The 19,654-nt window shown below is 66.4% G+C and carries 19 protein-coding genes; 18 read left to right on the top strand and 1 reads right to left on the bottom strand.

Going from position 1 to position 19,654, the window contains the following annotated elements; all coding sequences use genetic code 11:
- Positions 1 to 6: 6 nt before the first annotated feature.
- Positions 7 to 744, bottom strand: a complete 738-nt coding sequence (flgA, locus tag KW830_RS13700) for a flagellar basal body P-ring formation chaperone FlgA (protein WP_066541715.1) — start codon at positions 742 to 744, stop codon at positions 7 to 9.
- 208 nt (positions 745 to 952) lie between these two features.
- Here flgA and flgB point away from each other — a divergent pair, with 208 nt between their 5' ends.
- The 18 genes from flgB (at position 953) to KW830_RS13610 (ending at position 19,638) form a co-directional block, all read left to right on the top strand.
- The gene (gene flgB / locus KW830_RS13695; RefSeq protein WP_066541818.1) at positions 953 to 1,378 is read left to right on the top strand and encodes a flagellar basal body rod protein FlgB; all 426 of its coding nucleotides are present in this window, start codon (positions 953 to 955) and stop codon (positions 1,376 to 1,378) included.
- A gap of 30 nt (positions 1,379 to 1,408) precedes the next feature.
- Positions 1,409 to 1,813, top strand: coding sequence for a flagellar basal body rod protein FlgC (gene flgC, locus KW830_RS13690; protein WP_066541713.1), 405 nt, complete (start codon positions 1,409 to 1,411; stop codon positions 1,811 to 1,813).
- Between the two features lie 29 nt (positions 1,814 to 1,842).
- Positions 1,843 to 2,490, top strand: coding sequence for a flagellar hook assembly protein FlgD (locus KW830_RS13685; RefSeq protein ID WP_066541711.1), 648 nt, complete (start codon positions 1,843 to 1,845; stop codon positions 2,488 to 2,490).
- A gap of 35 nt (positions 2,491 to 2,525) precedes the next feature.
- Positions 2,526 to 3,770, top strand: coding sequence for a flagellar hook protein FlgE (gene flgE, locus KW830_RS13680; RefSeq protein ID WP_218333444.1), 1,245 nt, complete (start codon positions 2,526 to 2,528; stop codon positions 3,768 to 3,770).
- Positions 3,771 to 3,803: 33 nt separating this feature from the next.
- Positions 3,804 to 4,541: a flagellar basal-body rod protein FlgF gene (gene flgF, locus KW830_RS13675; protein ID WP_066541709.1), complete on the top strand. Its 738-nt coding sequence runs from the start codon at positions 3,804 to 3,806 to the stop codon at positions 4,539 to 4,541.
- A 43-nt stretch (positions 4,542 to 4,584) separates the two neighbouring features.
- Positions 4,585 to 5,367 carry a flagellar basal-body rod protein FlgG gene (gene flgG, locus KW830_RS13670; protein WP_066541708.1) on the top strand — a complete coding sequence of 261 codons (783 nt, stop codon included), beginning with the start codon at positions 4,585 to 4,587 and terminating at the stop codon, positions 5,365 to 5,367.
- A gap of 126 nt (positions 5,368 to 5,493) precedes the next feature.
- Positions 5,494 to 6,237, top strand: coding sequence for a flagellar basal body L-ring protein FlgH (locus tag KW830_RS13665; protein WP_083520652.1), 744 nt, complete (start codon positions 5,494 to 5,496; stop codon positions 6,235 to 6,237).
- Between the two features lie 21 nt (positions 6,238 to 6,258).
- Positions 6,259 to 7,404, top strand: coding sequence for a flagellar basal body P-ring protein FlgI (locus KW830_RS13660; RefSeq protein ID WP_066541706.1), 1,146 nt, complete (start codon positions 6,259 to 6,261; stop codon positions 7,402 to 7,404).
- Positions 7,401 to 8,384, top strand: coding sequence for a flagellar assembly peptidoglycan hydrolase FlgJ (gene flgJ / locus KW830_RS13655; RefSeq protein WP_218333443.1), 984 nt, complete (start codon positions 7,401 to 7,403; stop codon positions 8,382 to 8,384). The genes KW830_RS13660 and flgJ overlap by 4 nt, the downstream gene beginning before the upstream one ends.
- A 12-nt stretch (positions 8,385 to 8,396) precedes the next feature.
- Complete coding sequence (flgK, locus tag KW830_RS13650; protein ID WP_218333442.1) at positions 8,397 to 10,379, top strand: flagellar hook-associated protein FlgK; 1,983 nt, start codon at positions 8,397 to 8,399, stop codon at positions 10,377 to 10,379.
- Between the two features lie 17 nt (positions 10,380 to 10,396).
- Positions 10,397 to 11,680 (top strand): flagellar hook-associated protein FlgL, encoded by a 1,284-nt coding sequence (gene flgL, locus KW830_RS13645; protein ID WP_218333441.1) that lies wholly within the window; start codon positions 10,397 to 10,399, stop codon positions 11,678 to 11,680.
- Positions 11,681 to 11,709: 29 nt separating this feature from the next.
- Positions 11,710 to 12,933, top strand: coding sequence for an HDOD domain-containing protein (locus KW830_RS13640; RefSeq protein WP_218333440.1), 1,224 nt, complete (start codon positions 11,710 to 11,712; stop codon positions 12,931 to 12,933).
- 264 nt (positions 12,934 to 13,197) lie between these two features.
- Positions 13,198 to 13,797 (top strand): LysE family translocator, encoded by a 600-nt coding sequence (locus KW830_RS13635; RefSeq protein ID WP_218333439.1) that lies wholly within the window; start codon positions 13,198 to 13,200, stop codon positions 13,795 to 13,797.
- Between the two features lie 285 nt (positions 13,798 to 14,082).
- Positions 14,083 to 15,267: a PLP-dependent aminotransferase family protein gene (locus tag KW830_RS13630; RefSeq protein ID WP_066541694.1), complete on the top strand. Its 1,185-nt coding sequence runs from the start codon at positions 14,083 to 14,085 to the stop codon at positions 15,265 to 15,267.
- 115 nt (positions 15,268 to 15,382) lie between these two features.
- Positions 15,383 to 16,333 (top strand): PhzF family phenazine biosynthesis protein, encoded by a 951-nt coding sequence (locus KW830_RS13625; protein ID WP_255578363.1) that lies wholly within the window; start codon positions 15,383 to 15,385, stop codon positions 16,331 to 16,333.
- Between the two features lie 127 nt (positions 16,334 to 16,460).
- A complete protein-coding gene (locus KW830_RS13620; protein ID WP_218333438.1) occupies positions 16,461 to 17,132 on the top strand; it encodes a histidine phosphatase family protein in 672 nt (223 codons plus the stop codon).
- 115 nt (positions 17,133 to 17,247) lie between these two features.
- Positions 17,248 to 17,886, top strand: coding sequence for a hypothetical protein (locus KW830_RS13615; RefSeq protein WP_218333437.1), 639 nt, complete (start codon positions 17,248 to 17,250; stop codon positions 17,884 to 17,886).
- 129 nt (positions 17,887 to 18,015) lie between these two features.
- A complete protein-coding gene (locus tag KW830_RS13610; RefSeq protein WP_218333436.1) occupies positions 18,016 to 19,638 on the top strand; it encodes an alkaline phosphatase in 1,623 nt (540 codons plus the stop codon).
- Positions 19,639 to 19,654: the final 16 nt, after the last annotated feature.

The raw sequence follows: 19,654 nt of genomic DNA, 5'->3' as shown, positions 1-19,654 counted from the left end.
GTCAACCTACTGGTTGACGACGACTTCCCCTCTCGCATTGACCGTACCGGAGACAATCCGGCCATTATCCATGCGAACGCGTACGGCTTGCCCCTGCCCTCCGGCAGAAAGTGCCTGGCCAGACGAAGTCACTTGAAATCCTGTGCCGCCAGCCACCACTTTGACCGGCGATCCCGCCTTGAACAGCTGCGGCGCCCGGACCATGCCCTGTCGCAGGGTCTGCCCTGAACTCAGGGAGCGGGCCGCGCTCTGCCCGACCCAGTCGTCCGGCAAGGCGATCACGGCGGCCGTTTCCGCCGCCCAGTCCACCTCGGACTGCATGGCGTCCTGGGGACTCAGCACGTCCCCCAGGGTGACATTGTTGGTCAGCACCCAGGCAGGACCCCAGGCCTTGACCGTGACAGGCATGAACACATTCCACAGGCGACTGCCTTCCAGGCAGCGGATACCGATGCGGGTACGCCCCCACAGCTTGGAGCCGTTGGGCAGATAAGGCTCCATGCGGGCGCACGGCGCCAGATTCAGGCGGGGATCCAGTCTGCCCAGCTCCACCTCCAGGCGCAAAGGCATTTCCTGCGGCGAAGCGCTGCCTTGCGCCAGCGCGTTGTTCAGCCATTGCTGGCTGACCTGCTCCACGCTCTGAGCGTGCACTGACACCGCTGCCAGCGCGCACGCCGCCGCAAGCACGCCCTGCTTGCGGCAGAAAGTGGCGACAGAGACGGCAGCACGGCGGGCAATGGACATCAGGAACAGGCTTTCATATCAGACAGCCCCGAACCCTTTCGAGGCGATGCCAGCAATGTAGAGCCAGATGCCTGCGCGCAAACCCTGGAACTGCCGGCCCAACCCCCAGTTCTTCGCGCTTTAGAAAAACCACCCGATTTCCATAATCAGCCCACTTCCTGCGTCCTGTCGATGCATGGATGCCATCTATTGCAAGCGAGAGGAACACATGCTCGACAAAATGACCGGCGGATTGAATTTCCACAGCAACGCACTGGTGCTGCGCGCCGAGCGTCAGCGCATGCTCTCCAGCAATATCGCCAATGCCGACACACCGGGCTACGTGGCACGCGACTTCGACTTTGGCAAGACCCTGCGTGAGGCCACCGAACAGCCCACCGCCCAGATGCAGCAGCAGCGCGCCGGCAGCGTCAGCCACGCCCAGCACATTCCGCTGCCTGCCGCCAAGACCGGGCACAACCAGGATTCCACGCTGGGCTACTCCATCGCCTCGCAGCCCAGCATGGACAACAACACCGTGGACCTGGACCGCGAACGCGCCAACTTCGTGGACAACTCCGTGCGCTACGAAGCCACGCTGCGTTTCCTGAACGGCTCGTCCAAGACCATGCTCAGCGCCATCACCGGCCAGTAATCCACGCACCGCCAGGAATAGGAACCCACCATGTCCATGTTCTCCATCTTCAGCGTCTCGGGCAGCGCCATCAGCGCCCAGTCGCAACGCCTCAACGTCGTGGCCTCCAACCTGGCCAACGTGGATGCCGTCGCCGGCCCCAACGGCGATGTCTACAAGGCCCGCGAAGTGGTCTTCCAGACCGCCCCCATGGGCAAGGACGGCTCGGCCGGCGTCAAAGTGGTGGGTGTGGAGGAAGACAACACCCCCGGCCGCCGCGTGCACAACCCGGAACACCCGCTGGCCGATGAACAAGGCTATGTGACCCACTCCAACGTCAATGCCGTGGACGAGATGGTCAACATGATTTCCGCTTCCCGTTCCTACCAGAACAACGTGGAAGTGATGAACACCGCCAAGACGCTGCTGCTCAAGACGCTGCAGCTGGGCCAGTAACCGCCCGCAGCACCAGAAAGTAGGACCCCATGATCAACGGCGTCAGCTCCAACAGCTCTTCTTCCTCTTCCAGCAGCTCCGGCGCGACCTCCGCGCAGGAAATGCAGGACAAGTTCCTGACCCTGCTGGTGGCCCAGCTGAAGAACCAGGACCCCACCAACCCCATGGACAACGCCCAGCTGACCTCGCAAATGGCGCAGATCAGCACGGTGAGCGGCATCGAAAAGCTCAACGACACCGTCTCCAGCGTGACCAGCCAGTTCAACCAGATGCAGATGCTGCAAGGCAGCAGCCTGATTGGCCACACCGTGCTGACCGAGGGTAATGGCCTGGCGGTGACCGAAGAAGGCCAAGCCACAGCCGCCTTCGAGCTGGCCGGCAAGGCGGCGAACGTGACCGTGACCATCACCAACGCCTCGGGCGAGCTGGTGGACACGGTCGAGATGACCGGCCTGGATGCCGGCCGCAACTACTTCACCTGGGACGGCAGCAAATACACCGGCGACAAGTCGCAGCTGCAATACAGCGTGAAGGCTTCCAACGCGGAAAGCACCGTCAAGGTCACGCCACTGACCGCCAGCAACGTCGTCGCCGCCACGGTGAGCAACGGCAAGCTGATGCTGGAGCTGGGCAGCGGTGCCACCGTCGACTACAGCGGCGTCAAGTCGGTCTTCTAAGACCGGGAATCACATCTCTTCGAGGAGCACACACCATGGGTTTTTATCACGGTCTCTCCGGCCTGAACGCCTCCAGCAAGAACCTGGACGTCATCGGCCACAACATCGCCAACAGCAACACCTCCGGCTTCAAGTCCTCGCGTGCCGAGTTCAATGAAATGGTGGCCAGCGCCATGGGCGCCGCCAGCGGCAGCAACGCCGGCATCGGCGTGAGCGTGGCCGCCGTGTCGCAGCAATTCAGCCAGGGCGTGATCGTTCCGACGAACAACGGTCTGGACATGGCCATCAACGGCGACGGCTTCTTCGTGGTCAACACCTCCAGCGGCATGGCCTACACCCGTTCCGGCAACTTCCAGCTGACCAAGAACGGCGAATTGCAGACCGTGAACGGCGACAAGGTCATGGGCTACACCGTGGACCCCATCACCGGCCAGCGCAACAGCGTGGCCTTGACCGAGTTGACCTTCCCCACCGGCGCCCCCATTCCTGCCAAGCAGACCACCAGCGTGGCGGGCATCCTGAACCTGGATGCACGCGCCAACCTGGCGGCAGGCGATGCCACGGCCACGCCTCCCATCGAACCCACACCGCGCGCCACCTACGGCACCTCGCTGCAGGTCTATGACAGCCTGGGCGTGGCCCACCCTGCATCGGTGTACTTCGAGAAGACCGGCCCCAACAGCTGGGAGGTTTATGACAGCCTCACCTCCACCGCCCCCATCGGCACGCTGACCTTCAACACCGACGGCACCCTGGCCAGCGCCACGCCCGCGCCCCCCGCAGCGCCCACCGACCCGTTCGAGCTGACCATCAACCCCACCACGGGTGCCGCCAGCCCCTTCGCGGTGAAGATGGACCTGACCAAGGCCACCCAGTTCGGCAGCGCCTGGTCCGTGGCCAAGCTGACGCAGGACGGCTATGCCTCCGGCGAGCTGACCAGCGTCAACGTCTCCAAGGATGGCACGCTGATGGCGTCCTACTCCAACGGCGTCACCCGCGCCGAAGCCCAGATCGCCCTGGCCAAGTTCACGAACTCCCAGGGCCTGATCCCCGACGGCAACAACAACTGGCTCGCCTCCAATGACTCCGGCCCCGCCGTCTATGGATCGGCCGGCAGCGGCAGCTTTGGGGATATCCAGGGCAATGCGCTGGAAGAGTCCAACGTCGACCTGACGGCCGAACTGGTGAACATGATGACCGCGCAGCGTGCCTACCAGGCCAACGCCCAGACCATCAAGACCCAGGACCAGATCTTCTCGACCCTGGTCAACCTGCGCTAAGCGCAACCCGACACGCGCAACTAGGAGTTTGTAATGGACCGCATCATCTACACCACCATGACCGGTGCCAACGCCGCTGCCCAGCGGCAGGCGGTGCTGTCCAACAACCTGGCCAATGCCTCGACCACGGGCTTCCGTTCGGAAATGACCACATTCCGTTCGGTCCCCGTGCAAGGCCAGGGCTCCACCACCCGCGTGTTTGCGCTGGACGCCACGTCCGGCCACCTGGAAACTCCCGGCCCGGCCATGACCACCGGCAAGAACACCGACCTCATGGCCCGTGGCAACGCCTGGTTTGCCGTGCAGGGCATGGACGGCATGGAGGCCTACACTCGCAACGGCGCACTGGAAGTGACCGAGCAGGGTCAGCTGGTCACCGCCACCGGCCTGCCCGTGCTGTCCGATGGCGGCACGCCCATCGACATTCCCCAGAACGCCAAGCTCAACTTCGGTGCCGACGGCACCGTGGTGGCCACGCTGCCCAACCAGCCACCCATGAGCATAGGCCGCCTCAAGATGGTCACCCCCACGGCCGACCAGGCCATCAAGCGCAGCGATGACGGTCTGTTCCGTGGTGTGAACGGCGACCTGCCCAACGACGGCAATGCCCGTCTGGTGGCCGGCACCCTGGAAGGCTCCAACGTGAACGCCGTCGAACAGATGGTGGGCATGATCGCCGCCTCGCGCCAGTTCGAGCAGCAGATCAAGATGCTGCAAACGGCCGAAAGCAATGACAAGACGGCCAGCCAGCTGCTGAGCATGAACGGCTGATCCGCGCGCAGCCCACACACCGAATACGGAAGGAACCCTTGCCATGATGAATTCCCTGTGGATTGCCAAGACCGGCATGCAGGCCCAGCAGACCAACATGGACGTGGTCTCGCACAACTTGTCCAACGTCTCGACCACCGGCTACAAGCGCCAGAGCGCCGTGTTCGAAGACCTGATCTACCAGAACCTGCGCCAGGTCGGTTCCCAGGCCGACGAGCAGAACACCCTGCCCACCGGTATGCACCTGGGCCTGGGCGTGCGCACCGTGGCCACCACGCGCAACTTCACCCAGGGCACGCCGCTGGAATCCGGCAAGGACCTGGATGTGGCCATCAGCGGCGACGGCTTCTTCCAGATCCAGATGCCTGACGGCACCACGGCCTATACCCGTGACGGCACCTTCAGCAAGAACGGCACCGGCCAGCTGGTCACCGCCGGCGGCTACCCGCTGCTGGACGGCATCACCGTGCCTGCCAACGCCACCCGCCTGAGCATCAGCAAGACCGGCCTGGTGGAAGTGACGGTGTCCGGCAGCGCCACCCCCCAGCAGATCGGCCAGCTGAATACGGCATCGTTCATCAATCCCGCCGGCCTGGAGCCGCTGGGCGAGAACCTGTTCCGTGAAACCCCGGCCTCGGGCACGCCGCAGGCGGGCACACCCGGCTCCAACAATCTGGGCACGGTGATGCAGGGCTTTCTGGAATCGTCCAATGTGAACGTGGTGGAAGAACTGGTGGCCATGATCCAGACCCAGCGTGCCTACGAAATGAATTCCAAGGCCATCTCCACCAGTGACCAGATGCTGGCCAAGCTCTCGCAGCTCTGATTCTCAAGCTCTCTTATTAAGTGAGCTGCTTCAGCTTATCCAGCAAGGTTTTCAGGTGAAGTCCACCTTGAAAACCTTGTGGTGCTTGCTCAAGCCACTCCTGATTTTGCGAATGGAATACCTGCCATGACCACGCCCTCCCGTTTTTCGCTGCTGTCGCACCGCCCGACCCCTGGCCGCCCGCCCCTGCGCACCAGCATCTGGATCGGCGCCACCCTGGTCCTGAGCGGCTGCGCCTTCAACGATCCGCCGCCGGTGGAAATGGGTCTGCCCACCCAGCCGCTGACGGCCGCCGCCATCACCGCGCCCGCTCCGTCTGCGACCACGACCGGCAGCCTGTTCCAGAGCAACCGCTACCGCCCGCCGTTTGAAAACCGCAAGGCCCGCCTGGTGGGCGATATCGTGACCATTGCCATCACGGAAAAGGTCACCGCCAGCCAGAAGCAGTCGTCCAGCGTCAACCGCAGCAACGAGATGAACTCCAGCGTCAGCGCCATTCCGTTCATGAAGCCCGGCGCCAGCATTCTGGGCAAGCTCGGCGCCGGCATGGAAAGCGACAACAAGTTCTCCGGCGCCGGCGGCACCGAAAGCGCCAACGCCTTCACCGGCTCCATCACCACCACCGTCATCGATGTGCTGCCCAACGGCCACCTGATCGTGGCGGGCGAGAAGCAGATCGGCGTGAACCACAACGTCGATGTGCTGCGCTTCACCGGCACCGTGGACCCCTACATGCTGCAGCCCAACAGCGTGATTGCCTCCACCCAGGTGGCCAATGTGCGCGTGGAGTCGCGCAGCCGCGGCCAGCAGGGATCAGCCCAGTCAATTGGCTGGTTGTCCTCGTTCTTTTTGAACTTTATGCCGTTCTGATCCTCTCCAGAATTGGGCAGTATGAAAGTACTGTCCACACTTCCCAAGTTCCGCACAGCTCACGGCATTTTCCTGCTCGCTGCCTTGTGCGGCAGCATGCTGGCACCGCCCGCACAGGCCGTGCGCATCAAGGAAGTGGCTGCCGTGCAAGGCGTACGCAGCAACCAGTTGACCGGTTATGGCCTGGTGGTCGGCCTCGATGGCACGGGCGACCAGACCACGCAGATGCCCTACACCACGCAGACGCTGGCGAACTATCTCCAGCAAATGGGCATCACGCTGCCGGCGACTGCCAACATGAACAGTCTGCAGCTCAAGAACGTGGCGGCCGTGATCGTCACCGCCGAGCTCCCCCCCTTCTCCCAGCCCGGCCAGCAGATTGACGTGGTGGTGTCCTCCATGGGCAACGCCAAGTCGCTCAAGGGCGGCACGCTGATCGTCACCCCGCTGCGCGGTGCCGACGGCGAAATCTACGCGCTGGCCCAGGGCAATATGGTGGTGGGTGGTGCCGGGGCCTCCCAGGCCGGCTCCAAGGTCCAGATCAACCACCTGAGCGCCGGCCGCATTCCGCTGGGCGGCCAGGTGGAACGCGCCATCCCGACGCCGCTCAACGAAGGCAGCACCATCCGCCTGGGCTTGAACGCCTCGGATTTTCAGATGGCCAGCCAGGTCGTGAAGGCCATCAACAACCGCCACGGCGCGGGCACCGCGACAGCGCTGGATGGCCGTACCGTGGAAGTGCGCGCCCCCGAGCTGTCGGGCGCCCGGGTCAGCTTCATTGCCGACATCGAAGAGCTGACGCTGCAAAACAGCAAGCCGGCCGCCAAGGTGGTCATCAACGCCCGCACCGGCTCCATCGTGATGAACCAGGCCGTGACCTTGGGCCCCTGCGCCATTGCCCACGGCAACCTGGCCATCACCATCAATTCCACCCCCGTCATCAGCCAGCCAGGCCCGTTCTCGCAAGGCCAGACGGTGGTGGCGGAAAAAGCCTCCATCCAGGTCTCGCAAGAGCCGGGCAAGGTCATCAACATGCCCGCCTCGCCCCAGCTGTCCGACGTGGTGCGCTCCCTCAACGCCCTGGGGGCCACTCCCCAGGATCTGCTGGCCATCCTGCAGGCCATCAAGTCCGCCGGCGCACTGAACGCCGAACTGGAGGTGATATGAGCTCCCTCTCCTTCAACGCCCAGAACGCGCTGGTCAGCGACGTCCAGTCCCTCAACTCGCTCAAGACCCAGTCGAATGACCCCAAGGCCGCACGCGAAGCGGCCAAGCAGCTCGAATCGCTGTTCATGCGCGAGATGATCAAGAGCATGCGCGACGCGACCATGAAGTCGGGCCTGCTGGACAACTCGGCCACCAGCCTGGCCAACGACATGTACGACCAGCAGATGTCGGTCGCCATGTCCGGCATGCCCCGGGGCCTGAGCGATGCCATCACGGCCCAGATCTCGCGCTCCATCGGCAAGGACAACCTCGCCGCCGCCAATGTGACCGGCGAGCTGTCCAGCCTGCTGGGCGATGACAACGCCCTGGCGCAGCGCAACTTCAGCATGACGTCCACCCTCAGCTTTGCCAGCCAGAGCCGGGCCGCCACCAGCCTGAGCGGCAGCAGCTGGAGCAAGGGCAGCACCCCGGCGGTGGACGCCTATGCGCCGCCCCCCAAGGGACGCGACAGCTTTGTCCAGGCGCACCTGCCCTCCGCACAGCGCGTGGCCCAGGAAAGCGGCATTCCCGCCAGCTTCATGGTGGGCCAGGCCGGCCATGAAACCGGCTGGGGCAAGAGCGCCATCCGCAACGCCGACGGCAGCAACTCCTTCAACCTGTTCGGCATCAAGGCCGGCAAGGGCTGGAACGGCAAGGTGGCCGAAGTCACCACCACCGAATACATCGACGGCGTGCCCCGCAAGGTCAAGGCCAAGTTCCGCGCTTACGACTCGTATGAAGACTCGTTCCGCGACTACGCCCGCCTGATCACCGAGAACCCGCGCTACGAACAGGCCCAGAACGTGGCCAGCGCCGGCTCGGCCAATGCCTACGCCAAGGCCCTGCAGCAAGCGGGCTACGCCACCGATCCCCAATACGCCAACAAGCTGACCCGCGCCATCGAAAGTGCCGTGGCCGTGCAGCGCAGCAACCAAGCTTAAGGAAGCGCCAACATGAGCTTACTGAATGTCGGAGTCTCGGCCCTGACGGCCAACCAGGCTGCCCTGCAGACCATCGGCCACAACATTGCCAACGTCAACACGCCGGGGTATTCGCGCCAGACCGTGGCGCTGCAGACCGTCGCCGGCCAGAACCGGGGCAACGGCTACATCGGCAACGGCGTGTCCGTCGCCACGGTGATGCGCAACTACAGCGAGCTGCTGAACAAGCAATCCAACGCGGCCAACGCCGCCAGCGCCGCCGATGCCGCACGCTCCCAGTCGCTGACGCAGATGCAGGACGTCTACGCCGGCGGTGACGCAGGCCTGGGTGCCGCCATCACCAACATGATGAATGCGTTTGCCGACCTGGAAACCTCGCCGACCGACTCCACGGCACGCAATGTGGTGCTCACCCGCATGTCCGAGCTGGCATCGCGCTTTCGCGCCTCCTCCACGGCGCTGGAAGAGCAGGACTATGTCACCAAGCAGCAGATCGGCAACGATGTGATCGTGGTCAACAGCCTGGCCACCCAGGTGGCCACGCTCAACACCCAGATCAGCCGTGCCCTGGCCGCCGGCCACAGCCCCAACGACCTGCTGGACCAGCGCGACCAGGTGGTCCGCGAGATCAACCAGTACGTCAAGACCACCCAGGTGGCGGCCGATGACGGCAGCATCAACCTGTTCGTGGGTGGCAGCCAGGCCCTGGTGCTGGGCGCCAGCGCCGCGCAGCTGAGCGTCAGCGAATCCACCAACTACCCCGGCAGCGGCAAGCTGTCGCTGTACTTCAGCCAGCCCAATGGCGAGAAGGTGGAACTGACGGCAGGCATGGTGGCGGGCGGCGAGATTGCGGGCCTGCTCAAGTTCAACAACGAAGATCTGGTCGAAGGGCGCAACCTGATGGGCCGCCTGGCGCTGTCCATCGGGACCGAGCTGAACAAGCAGAACCAGCTGGGCCTGACACTCAGCGGCGTGCCCGGCACCGAATTGTTTGCCCTGCCCACCAGCATGCCGGGCTACAGCAACATCCCCGGCTATGACCTGGGAACGCCCTCGGCCTCGGTCGCGTTCACCGACACCCATGCCCTGGTGGCCTCGGACTACAAAATCGTGTTCGGTGCCAGCCACCCGGCCGACACCAAGATCGTGCGCCTGTCGGACGGCAAGACCCGTGCCCTGACCGACCCCGCACTGGGCTATGCCGCCGGCCCCACCGCCGGTTCCTCCACCTTCACGGTCGACGGACTGACCTTCTCGCTGGATGCTGATGCCAATTCGGGAGCACAAGGCCAGAGCATTCTGTTCAAGCCCTTCAGCTCCGCTGCCAGCGACATCAAGGCCCTGGTCTACACGCCCGACGATCTGGCCGTGTCCAACCCGGTGTCGGCGGCCATCAGCCAGGACAACCAGGGCACCTTGCAACTGCTGCAGCTCAAGTCCACGGGCACGGGTGTGCCGCCCATCGGCACCCCGGTGGCCATCACCTTCACGGTCGATCCCGGCACGGGCGCCATCACCTACGACTACCCCGGCAACCTGTCGGGCCCCCAGCCCTACCAATCGGGCAAGCCCATCAACATCGACGGCTGGCAGATCACGCTGAACGGCACGCCCAAGACCGGCGACACCGTGCAGGTGAGCAATGCCCTGGAACCCGCGCTGGGCGACGCCTGGAAGCGCAACTCCGGCAATGCCACGGCCTTCCTGGATCTGCGCGATGCCAAGATCTTCGACAACGGCACCACGCTGACCGACGGCTTCTCCTCGGCCATGGCCGTGGTCGGCACCCGCACCCAAAGCGCCCAGTACGCCGCCGAGCTGTCAGCCAATGTGGCGGCCAGCCTGGAAAACGAACGCACCGCAGTCTCCGGCGTGAACCAGGACGAGGAAGCGGCCCGCCTGCTGCAGTTCCAGCAGGCCTACCAGGCGTCGGCCAAGGTGATCCAGATCGCCCAAAGCCTTTTTGACAGCGTGCTCAACGCCGTCAACCACTGATTCTGTAGGAGCTTTCCATGGCGAACGTCAACCGTTACAGCACGGCCACCATGTACGCGAACACCGTGAACATGTTGAGCAAGCAGCAAAAAGAGCTGGCCGACCAGATCGAGCATGTCTCGGCCAAGAAAAAAGTCCTGCGCGCCAGCGACGACCCCGTCGGCGCCGCCCAGGCCGAACGTGCACGCACCCGTCTGTCGCGCCTGGACACCGACCAGCGCGCGCTGGACGCGCAGACAGCCACCATCACCTATGGCGAATCGACCTTGGGCGAAATGGTGGACGCGCTGCAGGCCTTTCGCGACCTGACCGTGCAGGCCGGCAACGGCAGCTTCACCCAGACCGAACGCGATGCCCTGGTGCAGCAGATGGAAAGCCTGCGCAACCAGATCCTGGGCTACGCCAACCGCAAGGACAGCAACGGCCTGCCCCTGTTCCGCGGCCTGGACAGCCAGGAGCAGGTCATCTCCGGCAAGTACCAGTACGACGGCCAGGCCGGCCAGCAGTCGAGCAGCGACTACGGCATCGCCAGCACCCTGGACGGCGCCCTGGCCTTCATGAGCGGCTCCACCGGCAACGGCGTGCTGGCCGTGGAACTGGGCGTGGAAGTGACCCCGGCCACCACCCCGCCCACCTACACCCCCAACACCGGCAAGGCCTGGAGCAATGTCGGCACCATCAAGGACCCTTCGGCCGCCGCCGCCTTCGTGGGCCCGCAGACCATCCAGTTCTCGGTCGATGCCAGCGGCACCACCACCTACAGCGTGGTCGACAGCGCCGGCAACCCGGTCAATGACACGGCCGGCAACCCCATGACCAACCTGGCCTACAAGTCGGGGGACGCCATCCGCGTGGGCGGCATGGACCTGACCATCACCGGCGTGCCGGCCAACGGCGACGGTTTCACCGTCAAGCAAAGCGAACGCACCGACCTGTTCTCGGTACTGGACAGCGCCATTGCCGCCTCCCGCAACAGCGGCAAGATGGATGGCACCACCGCCTTCGGCGAACTGGCCCATGGCCTGGCCAAGGTGCAGGCCGAAATCGACACCGCCATGAACCGTGTCTCGACGGTGCGCAGCTATGCCGGCGATCTGATGCAACAGTCCGACCGCATCGGCAAGACCCTGCTGGCGCGCAACGAACAGATGGAAGGCCAGCGCGCCGCAGCCGAAGACATGAACGACTCGGAATACATTGCTGCGCTGTCCCTGCTGCAGAACCAGCAGCTGACGGTGTCGGCTGCCATGCAGTCCTACGCTTCCATCCAGAAGCTGTCGCTGTTCAATTTCATCAACTGACGGGGCGGGCTTCGGCCTAATATCGCTGCATGGTTCAGACTGCGCTCACCTCTTTGGCCCTGGGCTACCGCCCACTGTGGAATGCCGCCCGCAAACTGGTGGGTGTGCAGCTTTTCATGCACGAGGGCGGCGACGACCAGCCCGATGTCCCGCATTTCCTGCGCATGCTGCAGGAAATGGCGGCGCCCACGGCGCCCCGGCTCATTCTGTCGCCCCAGTCGCGCCACCTGCTGGGTCTGCTGCTGCAGCACACCGTACGCGATGCGCAGCAGCTGATCGAAGTGCGCGGCGAATGGCTGGCCGATTCCGCGCTCTACGACCTGGTGCAGCGTGCCCAGGCGCGCGGTGTGCGCCTGGTGTGGCGCGGAGCGCTCAACGACCTGCCCGATGCCGACAGCGCCCGCTGGTTCACAAGCAGCATGCTGCGCCTGGCACCGCAGGATGCCATCCAGCTGATGCAGCTGTCGCCCGGCGCACCGGCTCCCGAACATCTGGCGCTGCTGGACGGCCAGATGTATGAAGAGCTGCACAGCCGCGCCATCATGCACCGCTGCCTGGACCAGCACCGCGCTGCTGCCATTGCGGGCTGGCCGTCGGAAGACGTGCAGCACAAGCTGCGCGGCGAACGGGCGCTGGCCCCCAGCCACGACCATGTGATGCGCCTGCTCAAGGCCGTGGATGCGGACGAATCCTTTGAAACCTTCGAGCAGATCCTGAGCGAAGACCCCATGCTGGCCTACCGCTTCATGGTGTTCACCAACTCGGCCTCGCTGGCCCTGCGCTCGGGGGTGGACTCGCTGCGCATGGGCTTTGTGATGCTGGGCTACAGCCAACTCAAGCAGTGGCTGGCCAACCAGCTGACCCAGGCCAGCGCCGACAAGGACCTGCAGCCCATCCGCGCCGCCACCGTGATGCGTGCCCAGCTGACCGAACGCCTGCTGGACCCCGGCGTCAGCCAGGAGCTGCGCAGCGAGGTCTATCTGTGCGGCCTGTTCTCGCGCCTGGACGAGCTGCTGGACGAGCCGCTGAGCCAGACGCTGCAGCGCCTGCCGCTGTCCGAGCGCATCCACGAAGCCGCGGTGGAGGAAGACGGTCCCTACGCCCCGAGCCTGCTGCTGGCCAAGGCGCTGGAAAAGGAAGACGGCCCCGTGGTGCGCGAGCTGTGTGCACGCTACGACATCGACCTGGAGCATGTGAACCGCACGCTGCTGCGCACCATCAGCGAATGGCCGGCCGAGCGCCTGGCACTGTAAAAACAGCCCCTTCTGCGGCACTGTGCCGAAAAGCACGACACAGCCAGCGCAGCGGTACGCCCACTGCGCCGTGGCTTCAATGAGCGCCGGTGCCCATGTGGGCGAACGGGACCGGACAACCAGCCCGGACAGCCGCTTCAGCAGCACCTTTTCTGGCTTTGCCGCAGCGCATGCCCCCCCACACCCAAGGCTGCACCCTAGGGATAGCGCCGTAGGCAAACGGCACGCCCGCGCCTACAGTGGCACGGATTGTTCCCGTCTCCCATGCCTTTGCACGAATTCACCGCCCTGCTGGTGCTGGCCTCGGCCATGAGCTTCAGCCCCGGCCCCAACACCACCTTGTCCACCGCCCTGGCCGCCAACCTCGGCCTGCGTCGCAGCATGCGCTTTGTGCTGGCCGTGCCCTGCGGCTGGAGCATGTTGCTGCTGTTGTGCGCTGCCGGCATCGGCGCCATGGTCACGGCCGCCCCGGCGCTGCGCTGGCTGATCCAGGGCGTGGGCATTGCCTATTTGCTATGGCTGGCATTCCGGCTGTGGAACAGCGGCCAGTTGGCCCAGGCCCGCAGCGAACAGTTGCACGTCGGTTTCTGGCAGGGCGTGGCCCTGCAGTTCGTCAACATCAAGGCCTGGCTGCTGGCGCTCACCATCGTCGCCGGCTGGGTGGCCGGCCAGCCCGATGGCCTGCAGCGCCTGGCCGTGGTGCTGCCGGTCATGGTCTGCTATGCCTTTGCCAGCAACCTGCTCTACGCCTGCATCGGTGCGCTGTTGCGCGGCTGGCTGGCCCAGGGCCGGCGGCTGCTGTGGTTCAACCGTGGCATGGCCGCGCTGCTGGTGCTGACCGCGGCGTGGATGCTGCGGGCCTGAGCCGGACTCCTATCCCCTCCCCAATTTGGTGCCTGACACCCCCAGACTGCACACAGTTTTTTTCCCCAACTTTCCCAGCCATGCCATCCGCCCCCCCACAATAGCTCTCATCCGCAGCCTGCGTTATCCCCAAAGGCTGTGCCCCCCTGTTTCCTGCCGACCGTCCCTGCCTGCGCCTGCCGATGCCAGCGCTCGCACTGCTCGCCGGCACATGCTGCACAACGGCATGCTCCTTCCGCCGCAACGCGCCCGCACAGGGCGTGCGCCGATTTTTGAGATTGAGTTATGACGAACTGGACCCTGGCTGCACGTGCCGCCAAGATGAATTCCTCCGCGATCCGCGAAATTCTGAAGCTGACCGACCGCCCCGGCATCATCAGCATGGCCGGTGGCCTGCCTTCCCCCAAGGCCTTCCCCCTGGACGCGTTCACCGCCGCCTGCCAGACCGTGATGCAGCGTGACGGCGCCGCCGCTCTGCAGTACTCCACCACCGAAGGCCTGCCGGCCCTGCGCCAGGCGATTGCCGATTTCCTGCCCTGGAATGTCGACCCCGAGCAGATCCTGATCACCACCGGCAGCCAGCAGGCGCTGGACCTGATCGGCAAGGTGTTCCTGGACGCAGGCAGCCGCATCCTGGTCGAAAAGCCCACCTACCTGGGCGCCCTGCAGGCTTTCACCCCCATGGAGCCGGTGGCCGAGGGCGTGGACAGCGATGACGAAGGCATGCTGGTGGACGACTTTGCCGCCAAGGTGGGCAGCGGTGCCGACAAGGCCCGCGTCGCCTACGTGCTGCCAAACTTCCAGAACCCCACCGGCCGCACCATGAGCGAAGCGCGCCGCCAGGCCCTGGTGGAAAAGGCCAAGGAACTGGACATTCCGCTGATCGAAGACAACCCCTACGGTGACCTCTGGTACGAAGGCGAGCCCCCCCTGCCCCTGGCCGCGCGCAACCCCGAAGGCGTGATCTACATGGGCTCGTTCTCCAAGGTGCTGGCCCCCGGCCTGCGCATTGGCTTCATCGTGGCGCCCAAGTCGGTCTACGGCAAGCTGACCCAGGCCAAGCAGGCCGCCGACCTGCACACCCCCAGCTTCAACCAGCGCGTGGTGGCCGAAGTCATCAAGGACGGCTTCCTGGACCGCCATGTGCCCACCATCCGTGCCATGTACAAGGCCCAGCGCGATGTGATGCTGACCGCGCTGGAGCGCGAAATGGCCGGCCTGGACGTGCAGTGGACCCGCCCGGTCGGCGGCATGTTCCTGTGGGTCCAGCTGCCCCAGGGCATGGACGCCCAGGCCCTGCTGGCCAAGGCTGTGGAGCGCCAGATGGCTTTTGTGCCCGGCGCGCCTTTCTATGCCGGTGACGCCCAGACCAACACCCTGCGCCTGTCCTATGTGACCGTGTCGGCCGAGCAGATCAACCAGGGCATCGCCGCCCTGGCGGACGCCATCCGCGCACAATCCCAGGCCTGAGCGCCTGTGTGCCGCCACGCCCCGTGCGTGGCACCTCCGGCGCGGTGCCGGGCTGCCTGAACCCATTCAGCCACAGCCTGCACCGCGTTGTTCTTTTCTGCCCTTGCCTGCCGCCATGCCTGCCTCCGCCCTGCGCTCCCGCCCCTTGATGACCGTCGATGTCTTCACTGCCGTTCCCTACCAGGGCAACCCGGTGGCCGTGGTTCTGGATGCCGCCGGCCTGTCGGACGCGCAGATGCAGCAGTTCGCCCGCTGGACCAATCTGTCCGAAACCACCTTCGTGCTGCCCCCCAGTGCCGAAGCGGCGGCGCAAGGGGCCGATTACCGCCTGCGCATCTTCACGCCCCGGGGCGAACTGGCCTTTGCCGGCCACCCCACGCTGGGCAGCTGCCATGCCTGGCTGGCCCAGGGCGGCCAGCCACACAGCAGCAGCCATGTGCTGCAGGAATGCCAACAGGGCCTGGTGCAGATTGCCCGGCGCGACCAGCGCCTGGCGTTCTGCGCCCCGGCACTCCAGCGCCAGGCGGTGGACCCGGCCCTGCTGGCCCAGGTCACGGCGGCACTGGGCCTGGAGCCCGCCCAGGTGCTGGCCGCCCAGCAGCTGTACAACGGCAGCCCCTGGATGGGCGTGCTGCTGGACGATCCCGACACCCTGCTGGCCCTGGAGCCGGACTGGCCGCGCCTGGCGGCCACCGGCCAGAAACTGGGCCTGGCGGCCCGCTACCCGCAGGAAGATGCCGGCGCCCTGATCGGCCGCTCCAGCCGCGAAGCGCGGGCCTTTGCCGGCAGCCGCGTGGGTGAAACTGCGCCAGCCGCCGCCAGCGTACAGCTGGAAGTGCGCGGCCTGGTCCCCTCCCAGGCCATGGAAGACCCGGTCACTGGCAGCCTGAACGCAGCCCTGGCACAGTGGCTGACCGCCGAGGGCTGGCTGCAGGCACCCTATACCGCCAACCAGGGCGTGTGCGTGGGCCGTGCGGGCGAGATCGCCATCGCCCCCGATGCCAGCGGCGCTCTGTGGGTGGGCGGGCACACGGTCACCTGCGTGCAAGGCCAGGTCCTGCTGTAAACACAGGCCCGGCCTCCCGACGGGCGGCCCAGCTCCCCGGGCGCACCGGACGCGCAGGCGACAGCGCACGGCTTTCGCGTCGCCCGCACGACATGTGCGCGCCAGCCGCCTGCCCACAATGCGCGGCATGGGAACCCTCTACCTTGTACGCCACGGCCAGGCATCTTTCGGGGCCGACGACTATGACCAGCTCAGCCCCCGGGGCATGGAGCAGGCCGAGTGCCTGGGCCAGTACTGGCAGGAACGCTGTCAGCCGTTCGACGCCGTGTTCACCGGCACGCTGCGCCGCCACGCCCAGACGCTGGAAGGCATTGCCCGCCAGCTGCCGGGCCTGCCTGCCGCCGAGGCACTTCCGGCCCTCAACGAATACGACAGCCACGCGCTGATCCGCTGCATCCACCCCGAACCGCTGGGCAAGGCCGACACCCCCGAGCGCTACCGCCACCATTTCCGCCTGCTATGCGATGCACTGGCCCAGTGGATGAGCGGTGTCATCACCCCTGCCGGCATGCCCAGCTGGGACGACTTCTCCGCCGGCATCCGCAGCACGCTGGAGCGCATCCGCCAGCAGCACGCGGGCGGCAATGTACTGGTGGTCAGCAGCGGCGGCCCCATTTCCGCCGCCGTGGCCCAGGTCCTGGGCACCACGCCCGAAGCCAGCATTGCGCTGAACATGCGCATCCGCAACAGCGCGGTGACGGAGTTCAGCATCAGCCCCAAACGCATGATGCTGCAGACCTTCAACACGCTGAACCACCTGGATACGCCGCAGACCCGCGACTGGGCCACCTTCGCCTGACGCAGGCCCGGGCATGTCCCTGGGCGTATTCCCTGGTCTGCGCCCTACCCTGGGCGTAGGGCTTTGCCGATTGGCTTACAACCGGGGTTTTGCACCGCCACGGAGCCTGCGCGCCATGTCCGGAACCGTTCTCCGCCCCGAACAAGACCCCTCCCTCGACCCCACGCCCACGGTCGCCACCATGCAGCAGCTGCGCGCACTGCTGGGGCCGGCGGTGCAGGCCCACGAAGCGGTGGCCCTGTTCGATGTGGGCGATTCCGCCTGCTACCTGCTGGTCAGCGAAGGCAACCAGGGCCACCCCACGCCGGTGGTGCACTACATGCACCTGGGCCTGCACATGCTGACGCAGCGCACCTTCAAGCGCGACATGCCCACGCCCGCCCAGCTGGAGGCTGGCATCATGGTGGTGGAAGACGCCGTGATGCCGCTGGCCCGCCTGGTTCCGCCCCACACCGTGCTGGCCACGCGGGATCCGCTGCTGCTGCAGATCGCCCGCCAGGCCGCCGGCGATCCGGAGCTGGGCATGCTCCCGCCCGCCCCCGATTGCGCGCCACCCGCCGTCACGCGCGAGGCCGTCGAGGCGCTGTTCGAGCGCCTGGTGGCCCAGTCCAGCCGCCACTACGGCGGCACGGACCAGGACCTGCCCGGCGATCCGTACGGGGCTGCAGCCCTGCTGATCCTGCGCGAGGCGCTGCACCATTGGCAGTTCACCCACCTGCGCCTGCTGCCGCGCGGCATGGATACTTTCTGCTGAGACCATTCAACCCATGGTCCATGGCGGCACGGGCCCGCAGGCGCACAGCCGCACCGGCCCGACCACGTGAACGGCCATCGCCATCGGAAACGCCACCCGCACGGCACCAGAACGCGTGACCGGCCCGCCATGACCCACCCTCTTTCTGTCTGCCCGCCACCCACCCGCCGCCAACTGCTGCAGGCCGCCGGCCTGGGCGGCGCACTGGGGCTGCTGCCCGCCTGGGCCCGCAGCGCCCCTGCCAGCGGAATCGCTCACCCCGACCACGACCCGTTCACCCTGGCCGTGGCCAGTGGCGACCCCCAGCCCGACAACGTGCTGCTCTGGACCCGGCTGACGCCGCCCGCCCGCTGGCTGGGCCAGGCGGATGCGCCGCAGTTGCCGGCGTTGACCGTGCGCTGGGAGCTGGCCCACGACCCGGGCTTTCGCCGCATCGCCGCCAGCGGCCAGACCCGGGCTCTGCCGGAATGGGGCCATGCCGTGCATGTGCAGGTCAACGGGCTGGCAGCAGGGCGCCGCTACTTCTACCGCTTCATGCAGGGCGATGCCACCAGCACCACCGGGCACTGCTGCACCGCGCCAGCGCCCGGCGCGGCAGTGCAGCGGCTGCGCCTGGCCTTTGCCTCCTGCCAGCGCTGGGAGCACGGCCACTATGCCGCCTGGCGTTCCGTGGTGCAGGACCAGCCGGACCTGGTGCTGTTCCTGGGCGACTACATCTACGAGTACGCCCAGCCCGCCAAGACCGAAGGCCTGGCCCGTCCCCAGCCGCTGCGCACGGCCCGCACCCTGCAGGACTACCGTGACCGCTATGCGCTGCACAAAAGCGATCCGCTGCTGCAGGCCGCCCACGCCCAGTGCAACTGGAGCGTGATCTGGGACGACCACGAGGTGGAAAACGACTATGCGGCCGACCAGGGCCTGGGCGATGCCACCGCCTTTCTGGCCCGGCGCATGGCCGCCTGGCAGGCGTTCTATGAAAACATGCCGCTGCGCGCCGGGGCACTGCAGCGCAGCATGCAGGGGCTGCAGCTATACCGCAGTCTGCACTGGGGATCGCTGGCCCGGTTCCACCTGCTGGACGGCCGCCAGTACCGCAGCCCGCAGGCCTGCCGCACACCGGGCAAGGCCGACAGCGGCAGCGTGCACGCGGACCGCTGCCCGGAGCTGTTCGACCCCGCCCGCAGCTTTCTGGGCCGGGAGCAGGAAGCCTGGCTGGGCCGCCAGTTGCAGGCCGACAGCCGCCACCGCGCGAAAGCCGCGCGCTGGAGCGTGGTCGCCCAGACCACCTTGTTCACCGCCCGCCGCCGGCCCAGCGGCACCCAGTCCACCGACAGCTGGGACGGCTACCCGGCGGCCCGCCAGCGCCTGACCCGGCAGATCGCCGACGCCGCCCCGCACAACAGCGTGCTGCTGGGCGGCGACATCCACCAGAACTATGTCTGCGCCGTCCCCACCCTGGTCGACCGGCCGCTGGACAAGGACAACCCCGTGCTGGCCAGCGAATTCTGCGGCACCTCCATCAGCTCGCGCAGCGGCACCACCCAGGACAAGGTGGACGCCCTGCGCGCCCACAACCCCCAGGTGCTGCTGGCCCGCTGCGAAGAACGCGGCTACAGCCTGGTGGACATCACCCCCCAGACCCTGCGCACCCAATTGCGCGCCGTGGCCGACCCGCTGAACGCCGACAGCCCGGTCTACACCCTGGCGCAGTTTGTGGTGGAAAACGGAAAGGCGGGGCCGGTGGCGGCGTGATTCCAATAGGCAGATT

The sequence above is a fragment of the Comamonas sp. CMM03 genome, assembly GCF_019218715.1.
In the GTDB taxonomy this organism is placed as follows: Bacteria; Pseudomonadota; Gammaproteobacteria; order Burkholderiales; family Burkholderiaceae_C; genus Comamonas; species Comamonas terrigena.
Note: the sequence above shows the minus strand (reverse complement) of the source record. Positions and strands in the feature narration are given on the sequence as shown.